8 protein-coding genes are annotated in these 11,938 nt (G+C 50.5%); 4 read left to right on the forward strand and 4 right to left on the reverse strand.

The window, feature by feature from the left end:
* Positions 1 to 295: 295 nt before the first annotated feature.
* Positions 296 to 2,293 carry a penicillin binding protein PBP4B gene (gene pbp4b / locus RWJ43_RS03725; protein ID WP_314007918.1) on the reverse strand — a complete coding sequence of 666 codons (1,998 nt, stop codon included), beginning with the start codon at positions 2,291 to 2,293 and terminating at the stop codon, positions 296 to 298.
* A 486-nt stretch (positions 2,294 to 2,779) separates the two neighbouring features.
* Here pbp4b and RWJ43_RS03730 point away from each other — a divergent pair, with 486 nt between their 5' ends.
* The 4 genes from RWJ43_RS03730 to RWJ43_RS03745 all read left to right on the forward strand — a co-directional run bounded on the left by RWJ43_RS03730 (position 2,780) and on the right by RWJ43_RS03745 (position 7,608).
* Positions 2,780 to 3,694, forward strand: coding sequence for a MurR/RpiR family transcriptional regulator (locus RWJ43_RS03730; RefSeq protein ID WP_314007922.1), 915 nt, complete (start codon positions 2,780 to 2,782; stop codon positions 3,692 to 3,694).
* A 35-nt stretch (positions 3,695 to 3,729) separates the two neighbouring features.
* Entirely contained in the window at positions 3,730 to 4,620 is an 891-nt protein-coding gene (gene murQ, locus RWJ43_RS03735) for an N-acetylmuramic acid 6-phosphate etherase (protein ID WP_314007925.1), read from the forward strand.
* Between the two features lie 256 nt (positions 4,621 to 4,876).
* A complete protein-coding gene (locus tag RWJ43_RS03740; RefSeq protein ID WP_314007928.1) occupies positions 4,877 to 6,364 on the forward strand; it encodes a PTS transporter subunit EIIC in 1,488 nt (495 codons plus the stop codon).
* Between the two features lie 188 nt (positions 6,365 to 6,552).
* Positions 6,553 to 7,608 (forward strand): MupG family TIM beta-alpha barrel fold protein, encoded by a 1,056-nt coding sequence (locus tag RWJ43_RS03745; RefSeq protein WP_314007930.1) that lies wholly within the window; start codon positions 6,553 to 6,555, stop codon positions 7,606 to 7,608.
* A gap of 632 nt (positions 7,609 to 8,240) precedes the next feature.
* Here the strand turns inward: RWJ43_RS03745 and RWJ43_RS03750 are convergent.
* From RWJ43_RS03750 to mgtA, 3 genes are all read right to left on the reverse strand, one after another.
* Positions 8,241 to 8,948: an NAD(P)H-dependent oxidoreductase gene (locus tag RWJ43_RS03750; RefSeq protein WP_314007933.1), complete on the reverse strand. Its 708-nt coding sequence runs from the start codon at positions 8,946 to 8,948 to the stop codon at positions 8,241 to 8,243.
* A 154-nt stretch (positions 8,949 to 9,102) separates the two neighbouring features.
* On the reverse strand, positions 9,103 to 9,873 hold the full coding sequence (locus tag RWJ43_RS03755; RefSeq protein WP_314007936.1) for a nitroreductase family protein: 771 nt from the start codon (positions 9,871 to 9,873) through the stop codon (positions 9,103 to 9,105).
* 22 nt (positions 9,874 to 9,895) lie between these two features.
* Positions 9,896 to 11,938: magnesium-translocating P-type ATPase (gene mgtA, locus RWJ43_RS03760; RefSeq protein ID WP_314007939.1), on the reverse strand; the 2,043-nt coding region annotated here is incomplete at its 5' end.

The raw sequence follows: 11,938 nt of genomic DNA on the forward strand, positions 1-11,938 counted from the left end.
CTGATTTCATCAAAGAATCGGTGGCTCAAATACAGATTCTTTGCACTTTTCAGGCTCGCGGCGCACCCACCTGCGATGTATCCGACGAGAAACCCGCGCAGCTCGCGGCGCGCCCGACCCGCGCATTCGAAAGCCCAGCGTGCGCGCACGCACAAAAAGAGCCCGGATGCCGCGCAATAGCATCCGGGCTTTGGTGTGTCTAGACGGAGGAGAGGGCCGTTGCTAGACAAGATGTGTATCGTACCTTGTTCGTGTACTGCGTTTATTCCCGCTTCGCAGCTTGTTTACACGAGCTTTACTTACCAACAAACTCCGAGATGGTCTTGTACAGGTCGCTTGCCTGGAAGTTCTTGATAACCTTGGAGTCTTTCCTCTGGTCGCAGACTTCAAGCAATGCCTTCAGGGAAGCCTTATCGGGGTCAGTCTGATAATCTGCCTCGGCCTGAATGAGCTTGTACTTGGCAATGACCATATCCATGAGCTTGGCGTTGTTGCCCTCGGCGTTTGCGTCGTCAAGTCCATCAAATGCCAGCGTAGAAACAACTCCGTAGCCGCCGGTCAGGAAGTGGTTGCCCACAAAGTCGTTAGGATTGACCTTGTTGTCAATGACAGGCGAGTTCTTGGTGTTAGTGAGCAGCACCAAGCTGGTGTTGTTGTAGACGTCAATGACAGTAAGCGTGCCGGTCCAGCCGGTGTGGCCAACGGTTGCAGCATTTGCAATTGGCGAGAAGGCCCACTGGTAGCCAATGTGACCCTTACGCCTCCAGCCCAAACCGTAGGTGACGCTGGTGTCCTTTGGTTTGATGAACTGGTCGTGAACGTCCTCGCTGAAGAGCATGGTGTTGCCGTAGCCACCACGGTTCATAACGGTCTGGACAAGAACAGCCAGGTCGGAAGCGTTGGCAAATAGACCAGCGTGACCAGAGATTCCACCCATTGCGTAGTAGGCCTTCTCGTCATGGACGGTGCCCTGAATGGTGTCGGTACGCATGTTGTCAAAGGTAATCAGGCCGTCGCGAGTGTTGCCGTTAAGCTCGGTAGCTGCGATTCCGTCAGCCTTGAAGCCGTTGTCTAGTGGGTTGAACGTGACGTTCTTGAGTCCCAGTGGCTCGTAGAGAGCTTCCTTAACGTACTGGTCAAGGCGCTTATTGGTGATCTTCTCGATGATAAAACCAAGAAGCATGTAGTCTACGTCGGAATAGGCAGTCTTAGTACCTGGGACGTATTGCAGAGGGGTCTCGATAATCTTCTGCAGAATCTCGTCGCGATTCTGGGAGTACAGCTTCTGGTTTGCGTTTGGCTGAGGATCGTCAGGCTTCTCTGGGTTGTAGTTGCGGTTGTGGTACTGAGGATCTGGTGGGAATCCAGCCTGGTGCTCAAGAATCTCGCGAACGGTAAGCTCGTTCTTACCCAGGATCTTATCGCCCTCCTGGTCCTTGAAGTCTGGAATGTACTCCTGAACCTTCTTGGAGACGTCCAGCTGACCGTCGGTGACCAGCTTCTCAATTGCCAGGTTTGTGGCATACATCTTTGTGTTAGAGGCCAGGTCATAGAGGGTGTTGTCATCAACAGCCTTACCGTCTTTGATGCGAGAGCCGTCCTTGTTGTAAGAATTGACGTTGCCGTAGTTGGTCTTCTTGATAATCTTGCCGTACCTGGTAACTACCAGCTGGGCAGAGGTGAAGCCGTTGGCAATCTCTGCGTTGATGATCTGGTCAATCAGCTTAAAGTTGTCGTTGTCGGCGTAGTCCTTGGTGCCGTCAATAAGGGTTGGGTAGCCAATCTTGACCTCAAAGGTTGCCTGAGTCTCTTTAACGGTGCTGATCTGCAGGCGGTTATCGCCGTTGACGGTTACGTCAGAGATGTCAATCTGGTTCCAGGAGGAGCCGTCAAGCTTGTCGGTTGGAACCTGGTGACCGTTTACAAAGAGCGCAAAGCTCTGAGGCTCGGAGCTCTTTACATAGACGGTTCCCTGACCAGCAAAGCAAACAAAGCTGTTGAGCTGGTTAGTAACAAGTGAGTCGTCAAATGCCTCGTTGTCGTTAAGAACAGGGAAGACCTTCTCGTACTGGAAGGTTCCGTCTACAGAGTCAACCTTCTTTGCAGTTCCCTTAGCAGTAGTTGCGCCGCCCTTTGTCTGGCAGGCGGTAAGGCCAAGACCTGCTAGAGCGGCTAGACCAAGAGCACTTCTACTCAGAAATTGCCTTCTGGTTTGCCCAGCAGGGGAGCCTGCGTTAGATGAGTGCTCAGAGTGAGCGTTTTGATTCTGGTGCAAATCTTCGTTGGTGCGCATATCGTCTCCTTCGGTTTTGCCTTAGGTGAAACACCTGCATCTCAATTGGCTGAGATAATTTGCGCTTATGATGACGTGCGTTTCATCAAAATTGCAGCTAGTTTGTCCAAGATGAAATAATGGGTACGTTAACGTACTGCGAGTGGTATCAAAAAAGCTGTCAATGGTATCTAAATTTGAATTTTTTAGGCAAAGATGAAATATTTTAATCAGGTTGTACGTGGTTAAATGTCTACTCGGTAGTAAAAATTTTTATGAAGTGGTAGTAACGTACCTAACATAAAGCAAGGTTTTTGCGACAATTGTCCCTGCATTACGCTGGGAAAACATGAATGGTCGCGCATACAATGCAAACAGAATGCATTTACGCTTGCACACGCAATACTACCGTTTACGGCACTGCCTACTTTACAGATGAAATTTTTATGGCAACGTGAAACAATATAGTCAAACGTTTTAGTCAACTGGACGGCCGGAGGTGATTGCGTGAGAGGTGTTCGTCTACGTCTGGAAGAGTATCGCAAGAATGCTAGTTCAGCTGAACGCGATATTGTCGACTATATTCTGTCTGATCCAGAGGCAGCAGTTGGTCAATCAATCCATAAACTAGCAGCTCAAACGTATACATCTGCATCAACGGTTGTCAGGCTTTGCAAGAAGCTTGGCTGCGGTGGCTATAAAGAGTTCCAGCAGGCGCTCATTTACGAGCTGGCAGTAAGTAACAAAAGCAACGATATTGCTGTCGGCGGCGTTATCGCAGGTGACACCACTGATGTGATCATCGAAAAAGTTACGGCAAAGAACATTTCTTCGCTGGAGCTTACCAGGCAATTGCTTGACGCTCAGGTTGTTGACTCAGTTGTTTCACTCATGATGCAAGCTCATTCCATCTGCCTCTTTGGCATGGGAGCTTCGCTTCTGGTTGCAAGAGATCTGCAGCTCAAACTCATGCGCCTCAACATTACCTGCAACTTGAGCGATGATTACCACTCTCAGATGCTCTACGCCAAAAACATGGGGCGAGAAGATCTTGCTATTGTGGTCAGCTACTCAGGCCTTACGCGTGAAGCCATCGAGTGTGCCTGGATTGCAAAGGCAAACGGCGCCAAGGTGGTTGCCATTACCCGCGGCGGCATTGATTCAGAGCTCATTCACCGCTCCGACTTTGTTTTGGGCGTGGCAGAGACTGAGCACATCATGAGAAGTGGCGCCATGTCTTCAAGAATTGCCCAGCTCAACGTTGTAGATGCGCTCTTTGCAGCCTATGTAAATAGAAATTACGAGAAGAGCGTTAAGCGTTTCTCGACAAACTATATTGGCAAGCTAGATTCGGCTGAGCGTGTTGCCACGCTTTCATCTGACCAAGATTTGCCCGGTATAGCCAACGACGTAATTGCGTAATATTGCGTAAAAATCACAACACAGAAGGTGGAAACGTGATTGATTTAACAAAGCTTGTCACCGAGACAAGAAATCCCAACACCATGGACCTGGATCAGATGACCCCGCTTGAGCTGGTCAGCGTTATGAACCAGGAAGACCTCAACGTGGTTGCTGGCGTCAAAGAGGTTCTTCCGCAGGTAGCTCAGGCAGTTGAGTGGGCAGTTTCCTCGCTTGAGGCTGGCGGAAGAATCGTCTATTTTGGCGCTGGAACCTCAGGCCGCCTGGGCGTTTTAGACGCGGTTGAGTGCCCGCCTACTTTTGGCGTTTCTCCTGACGTGGTTGTTGGTCTTATCGCCGGGGGCGAGAAGGCCTTTGTACGTGCAGTTGAAGGCGCGGAAGATTCTTTTGAGCTTTGCGAAGAAGAGTTCAAGAAGATTGGCCTGAACAAGAACGACATTGCTATTGGAATTGCAGCTAGTGGTCGCACTCCTTACGTTATTGGAGGCCTTCGCTATGCTCGTTCGTTGGGCTGCAAGACCGTTGCCATTGCTTGCAATAAGGGCTCTGAGGTAGGCAAAGAGGCAGAACTTGCTATTGAGCCTTCCTGCGGTCCTGAGGTTCTTACAGGCTCCACGCGCCTTAAGTCTGGTACCGCTCAGAAGATGATTCTGAACATGATTTCAACCGGCTCTATGGTTGGCGTGGGTAAGGCATATCAGAACCTTATGGTTGACGTGCAGCAGACCAACAAGAAGCTGGTAGTTCGCGCGCAGAACATTACCATGGCAGCAACTGGTTGCACTCGCGAAGAGGCAGCTCAGGCGCTTGAGCAGGCTGATGGTAATGCAAAGCTTGCTATTGTCATGCTGCTTACTCAGATGCCTATTGAAGAGGCTAAAGCTAAGCTTGAGGCAGCTCATGGTCATGTCAGAGGTGCACTGTAGTAATCGCAGTTGTAACAAATGACACACGCGTGAGCATTTTGTTTCAGTTACATCGGTCAGTGGTATCAGCATGACGCGCAAGTGGTCGGTAAGTTTTGAAAAACGCTCAGTTTACCTGCAGTAACAGGGCGTTCAAATTAGGTCAAAACATGAAACAATGAACCACAGGTATGGATTCTTGTACCGCCAAGTTCATTTTTTATGTATTCTTGATAAGTATTTGTTGCAACATCGCAACGAGAGAAAGAAGGAAAGTATGGATTACACCAAGCTTTCAGAACAGATTCTTGCTGCCGTCGGTGGCAAAGAAAATGTTCAGAGCAACATGGTCTGCATGACCAGGCTCCGCATTAAGACCGCAGATCCTTCAAAGGTTGACTCCGAGGCCATCAAGGCTATCGACGGTGTCATGGGTCTGGTCGAGGATGCAGAGTACCTTGAGGTTGTTCTTGGTCCTGGCGTTGTCAACAAGGTTATTGTTGAGTTCTCCAAGCTTACCGGCGTTGCTGCTGGTGACGCATCTGAGGACGACGTTGTATCCGCAGCTAAGGACAACAAGGCAGCTCAGAAGGCTAAGTACGAGAACAAGCCTGTTCAGCGCTTCCTCAAGAAGATTGCTAACATCTTTGTTCCACTGCTTCCTGGCATCATTTCTGCAGGTCTGATCAACGGTATCATCAACGTTATCAACTTCTCCACTGGTAAGGCTTTTGCTAATGAGTGGTGGTTCGCAGCTATCTGGACCATGGGTTGGGCACTTTTTGCTTACCTGCCAGTTCTCGCTGGCGAGAATGCTGCCAAGGAGTTTGGCGGTTCTCGCGTTCTTGGTGCTATGGCTGGTGCACTCTCCATTGCTAACGCTGGTATGCCTCTTCTCGCTTCCAAGACTGTTGACGGCGTTGCAACTCGTCTGGTTCACCTTCCATTCAGCCTCCCAACTGTTGCTTTCAAGGAGGGCGCATTTATCGTCGCTTCCTCTGACCTGTTCAACGCAGCAGCAGGCGGCATGATTGGTGCAATCATCTGCGCAATCTTCTTTGCATTCTTGGAGAAGAACCTGCACAAGGTTATGCCAAGCGTTCTTGACACCTTCCTGACACCACTTTGCACCGTCATCATCGGTGTCATTGGCTCTGTTCTGATTCTTCAGCCTGCAGGCGCATGGCTCACTCAGGCAATCTTCTTTGTCCTTCAGTTCTTCTATGACAAGCTTGGCGTCTTTGGTGCTTACCTGCTTGGTTCTACCTTCCTGCCACTGGTTTCCGTTGGTCTTCACCAGGCACTTACCCCAATCCACGTTATGCTTAACAACCCAGAGGGCCCAACTCAGGGCATCAACTACCTGCTTCCTCTGCTGATGATGGCAGGCGGCGGCCAGGTTGGTGCTGGTCTTGCAATCCTCTTCAAGACCAAGAACAAGCGCGTCAAGAAGTACCTAACCGAGTCCATCCCAGTTGGTATGCTCGGCATCGGCGAGCCTCTTATGTACGCAGTTACTCTGCCTCTTGGTAAGCCATTCATCACCGCATGCCTCGGCTCCGGTGTTGGCTCCGTCGTTGCTTACCTCTTCCACCTTGGTACCGTTTCCCAGGGCGTCTCCGGCCTCTTTGGTCTGCTGATTGTCCAGCCTGGAAACCAGGTCTTCTACCTGCTTGCTATGCTTCTTGCTTACGCTGCAGGATTTGCACTTACTTGGTTCTTCGGCGTTGACGAGGATCGTATTAACGACGTTTTCGGCGAGTAAAAACCACACGTTTTAGAAACGTTTATCCCTCTTCTTAGGTATCCTAGGAAGAGGGATTTTTTCTCGCCCGGCACCCGACTGGCACCTGACTGGCTGACCGACCGGCTGCCCGTTGGTCTTCTCGCCCGGCGCCCGACTGGCGAGAAAACCCGTCTTTTAGAAAGCGCTTGCAATTGCTTGGAGGATTTATGCGCACCGGAATATCACTGTATTTTGCCAGCGGATATGAGGCTAATGCTGAGGTTGTGGCAAAAGCACAGGCGGCCGGATGTCACTATGCATTCACTTCTCTGCAGATTCCCGAGGAAGAGGGGATTGATTATCGCACTGAGACTCGCCGACTTTTAGAGCTGTGCAGGAAGGCAGAGATCAACCTCATTGCCGACGTTTCTCCTGCGACTCTTTCCAAACTTGGCGTTCAGAAGTTTGACGAGCTTGCAGAACTTGGTATTACGTATGTGCGCCTTGACTTTGGATTTGACGCAGCAGAGACCGTTGAGCTTTCTCGCAAGTTCCACGTGGTCTTTAATGCCTCGACCATTATTAAAGATGACATTTCTGCGTGGCGAGCAGCTGGCGCCGACTTTACTCGCTTTGCTGCCTGCCACAATTACTATCCCAAGAGCTACACGGGCCTTTCGCTTGAGCGTGTCGCGCAGATTAATGCGCGTCTTTCTGCGCTTGGATTCCAGATTTTCTCGTTTGTTCCTGGCGAGATTTTCCGCGGTCCTCTCTACGAGGGACTGCCAACTGTCGAGGAACACCGTGGACTTTCGGGCGATGCGCTTGTTCAGGCAATGCTTGCTCTCTACGACGCTGACTCTGACGTGGTGTTTATTGGCGACCCAGATGTTACTGAATCTACGTGGAAGCGTATCGGTCAGCTTGAGCGAAACTGCATTGAGCTTAAGACGGAGCTCAAGCCTGGTTTTGAGTATCTGTACGATCGACTTCAGACTGATCGACCTGATTCCAGCTCGTACATTATCCGTTCACAAGAATCCAGGCTCTGGAAAGATGCTCCCGTATACGACGCAAAGCCTTCTACCTGGGAAACCGTTGCTACTGGTGCCATTTTGGTGAGCAGTAAAGCATATGGCCGCTATGCAGGGGAACTTTCGATTGCTCGAGGTCTCTTGGAGCTTGATGCTCGTGATAACGTTGCGGGGAGTATCTGCGAGGAAGACCGCGCATTCTTGCCGTACATCCACTCTGGTCGCGGCTTTAGGTTTATCCGCAGGTAGACAGCGGTTTTCTGCTGGCTAAGCTGTTAGTTTTACTGTTCGTTTGAGCGCACTGTGCATACCGTGGGGTTTCTCGGCTTGCACAGTGCGTTTGCTTTGCAGAGTGCGTTGAGCGTACAGATACTCGAGGACACCTCAGCGTGCATAAAGACTGCCTAATATGCACAAAAACTAATCAAGAAATTGATATGTCATTCAGAGGGTGCTGTTTTGGGTAAAAAACCCGTTTAGTTGGAAATAAATTTTTAGTTTTGTCATTTTGGCATTTACGTTTAAGCAGTTCAGAAATAATATGAATGCATATGAAAAATTTGTTTAACTAAAAGCACTGGTAAATCGCTTGCATAGAAACTAATCAATCCTGCATATTCCAACTAAACGCATTTTTTACCACTTCGCACTGAAATGGGCCATTTTTGGATCAGAGAAAGTCATTTCGCACCAAAAAAGACCAGTTGGCGAAAAAATGGTGTGCGACCAAGCTATGTGCAACCGTGTTTCGCACGAGCAATAAGCTTCCTAAGTAGCAAAGACTTTCCCACTCAACAAAGAATTGCCTGCTAAACAAACTGCCTCCCATTTTCTCGGTGTCGGGAAATAGGAGGCAGCTTAAAAGTTAATGTAATAACGCTTTACAGCTTGACGATAACATCCTCAGCTGGCTGGCGACGCTTCTGGACAGGATCCATATCGCGATAGCCCAGGCTAAGCATGCAGGAAACGCCAAAGTCGTTGTACTGTCCACCGTCGAGAAGACCCTCTTCTTCCAAAATCTTATCGACAGCCTTGCGGTTAAAGCCCTCGATTGGGCAGCTATCAACGCCAATCATAGCGGCCATAGTGAGCATGTTTGAAAGCGCAATGTAGGTCTGCTTGCAAGCCCAATCAAAGGTTGCGCGCTCGTTTCCTACCAGGTCAAACATGTTCTCCTGGAAGTTCTTGAAGGCTGCAGCGTAGGTTGGCTCAAAGTCCGCAGGAAGCTGCTTGATGTCGTGCATCATGTGTTTAACATAAGCAGACTCTGCGTTGACGTTCTTGCGAGCAAGAAGAATAACCAGGTAATGAGCACCATCGAGGGATGCGCGAGCTCCATAGCATGGCTCGTAAAGTTTCTCTTTAAGGCGAAGAGACTGCTCAGAAGCCTGATCCTCTCGTAAATTAACAACTAGAAAGCGCCAAGGCTCCAAACCGTAGGAACTTGGTGCCAGACGACCAGCCTCAAGGATCACCTCAAGGTCCTCGTCAGAGACATTTTTGGTTGGATCGAACTTCTTGGTTGCAAGTCTCCACTGGTAGGACGAGAGAACTTTGTTTGCAACGTGCTGTGCGGAACAGGCCATGTGAGGTCCTTTCTTATCGGTGGCGCAGCGGTGGGCTGGTTGTGTCGTCCAGGAATGCGCCGTTCGGAAAAGCGCCGCTCAGGAATGCGTCGGTGGGCTGGATGTGTCGTCCAGAAAAGCACCGCTCGGGAATGCGTCGGTGGGTTGGGAAGCGTTACTGGGAAACGATGAATCGACCAGGCTGTCCAAGCTCCCACGTACCCTTAAGATCAGCAGCAAGCTCAAAGTGCAGCTTGGAGATGCCCAGGTCGTAATCTTGGATAAGGTGGCGCTGGTTAGGCATCGAGGCGCTTACCACGCCATCTGTCAGGTCAAATACAACAGGCAGCATGTCGATGGCGGTTGGACATGCTAAAACCGCATTAATGCCACGGTTAAACCATTCGGGCATCTGCTCTGGCTCAGTTGGAGCGCCGTTTGCCGTCATAATCTGCGCAGGCTTCTTGGTACGCAGGCGAATTGCGGTACGAATGCCCTCCTGCTTGAGTGGAATCTTCTCCGGAGCGTATCCGATAGAAATAATAATGCCCAGCTTAAGGCCGTTGTACTCGTCGCGAGCCAGGGTCTTCCAGTCCATGGTCTCGGCAATCCAACATGAGCCAATGCCCAGCTGGGTGGCGAGAAGAACGATCTTCTCGCCATAGTAGCCAATGAGCTCACGGGCAATTGCGTCTTCACAATAGCCTGCTACGTAGTGGTAAATGGGACCGACAATAGACCTATTCTTCATGTGGACGGAAGTGCCATCTTCAAGGTGAGGACCCTCGAGGGTAAGGACTGCGGGGTGATCGGGCGCAACCTCTGCCATCTGGGTATTTGCGACGTCAATAGCTTCTTGGAGCTGAGAGAGCTTCTCTTGTTCAATGGGCTTTTGGTCGTAGGCGCGCAAAGAAATGCGCTGGTCCATAGCTTCTTTTACGTCCATTGTGGTCCTTCCTGGAGCAAGGTTAAAGCAGAGAGCCAAATCGCTTAACGTAGAGGCTCTTGATTATGGTGATAAGAACCATATACCCGCTCATAAGAGCGACTAACCACCCAAAGAATGACAAAGGCAGAGCAAGAAGGCCCAAGGGCTGCGCAAACACCGGCAGATACGGAAGGGCACTGACCACAATGATTCCCGCAGAGGTTAGAGCAAGCAGCGATGCCGATGGCATGCTCTGAACAAACGGGATCTTGTTGGTTCTGAGCGCGTGGAGAACAAAGGTCTGGGTCCACATGGATTCGATGAACCAACCTGTTTGGAAAGACAGAATAAAGAGAGCCTGAGCTGCGGTGTTCCCGGCTGCGGTAAGTTCTGCCCAAGTTCCTCCTGCAAGAGCGGGAGAAACTACAAAGAACATGAGAGCAAATGTCAGCACATCAAAGATTGAACTAACAGGTCCAATCCAAAGCATAAAGTTTGTAATCGAATGAGCGTCCCAAGAGCGAGGACTTGAGAGGAACGACTCGTCAACGTTGTCCCAAGGAATTGCGATACAGGTAACGGTATATGCAAGTCCCAACAGGAGCAGCTGGAGGGCACTCATAGGTAAGAATGGCAAAAAGAAGCTGGCTACCAAAACGGATAGCACGTTGCCAAAGTTTGAACTTGCGGTTGCCTTGATGTACTTGATGGTGTTGCCGTAGGTTCTACGACCCTCTTCAACGCCGTGCTCAAGTACCAGCAGATCCTTCTGCAGCAAAATGATGTCAGCGGACTCTTTTGCTACGTCAACAGCGGTGTCAACGGAGATTCCTACGTCGGAGGAACGCATAGCGGCAGCGTCGTTGATGCCGTCGCCCATGAAGCCGACTACGTGGTTGTTGGACCTGAGTGCAGAGACAACACGAGCCTTTTGCATAGGGGAAAGCTTTGCAAAGAGCTGGGTCTTCTCGACACGTTCTTTGAGCTGCTCATCGTTAAGGTTCTCTACGTCGCTACCAAGCAAGAGTTCGTCAACGTGGATACCCACCTTTTTGCAGACAGCAGCAGCAACGCCCTCGTTATCGCCGGTAAGTACCTTGACCTGCACGCCTCTCTGGTTGAGCTTAGCAATTGCCTCGCGAGCACTCTCTTTTGGTGGGTCCAAAAAGGCCAGGTAGCCAATGAGCACCATGTCGCGTTCATCATCTACACCAAACTCGCCGACGCCACGAGGGTCACTCTTCTGAGCAACGCCAACCACGCGCATACCCTCCTGATTGAGCTGGTAGACGCGGTCCATAACGCTTTTACGCTGGGAGGGTGTAAGCGGTTTAATATCAGAGTCCAGGTCAACAAAGGAGCATGCGTTGAGGACTTCTTCAACGGCGCCCTTGGTGATCATCTGCGTTTTGTTAGTTTTTGTATTTCTCACCACAACACTCATGCGGCGACGCTCAAAGTCAAATGGGACCTCGTCAATTTTCTCGTACTCAATGCTCAGCAGGTTAGTGGGCAGCTCGTCGTTTGAAGTTTTGATGATTGCGTTGTCGATGAGGTTTCTGAGACCCGTCTGGAAATAGCTGTTCAGGTACGCGTTACGGAGCACGCGAGGATCCTCTTCGCCCAGAATGTTGAGGTGGCGCTCAAGCACAACCTCGTCTGCGGTGATGGTGCCGGTCTTGTCGGTGCACAGGATGTCCATAGCGCCCAGGTTCTGGATTGCCGCCGGATTCTTAACAATAACGTCCTGCTTGGCCATTTGCGTTCCACCGCGAGAAAGGCAAGTGGTCACAATGACGGGCAGCATCTGAGGGGTAATGCCAACGGCAACAGAAACGCTGAAGAGCAGCGCATCAAACCAGTCGCCCTTAAGGAATCCGTTTGCGAAGAACACAATAGGGCACATGATCAGCATGAACGAGACAAGCACCTTAGAGACGGACTTAAGACCCTCGTCAAAGCTGGTCTCGCCAGAAGGCTGCTGAAGCAGCTCAGACATTGTGCCTACGTAGGTTTTATTGCCCGTTGCAACTACCACTACCGTTGCACTTCCTGATTGAACGGTAGTGCCGGCGAACAGCAG

Origin of the sequence: Lancefieldella parvula (genome assembly GCF_963530955.1) — a bacterium.
Classification (GTDB): Bacteria; Actinomycetota; Coriobacteriia; order Coriobacteriales; family Atopobiaceae; genus Lancefieldella; species Lancefieldella parvula_A.

Bases quoted from the DNA above. Each gene is read 5' to 3' on its own strand.
- pbp4b (WP_314007918.1), bottom strand. From the start codon at position 2,293: ATGCGCACCAACGAAGATTTGCACCAGAATCAAAACGCTCACTCTGAG.
- RWJ43_RS03740 (WP_314007928.1), top strand. From the start codon at position 4,877: ATGGATTACACCAAGCTTTCAGAACAGATTCTTGCTGCCGTCGGTGGC.
- RWJ43_RS03745 (WP_314007930.1), top strand. From the start codon at position 6,553: ATGCGCACCGGAATATCACTGTATTTTGCCAGCGGATATGAGGCTAAT.
- RWJ43_RS03750 (WP_314007933.1), bottom strand. From the start codon at position 8,948: ATGGCCTGTTCCGCACAGCACGTTGCAAACAAAGTTCTCTCGTCCTAC.
- RWJ43_RS03755 (WP_314007936.1), bottom strand. From the start codon at position 9,873: ATGGACGTAAAAGAAGCTATGGACCAGCGCATTTCTTTGCGCGCCTAC.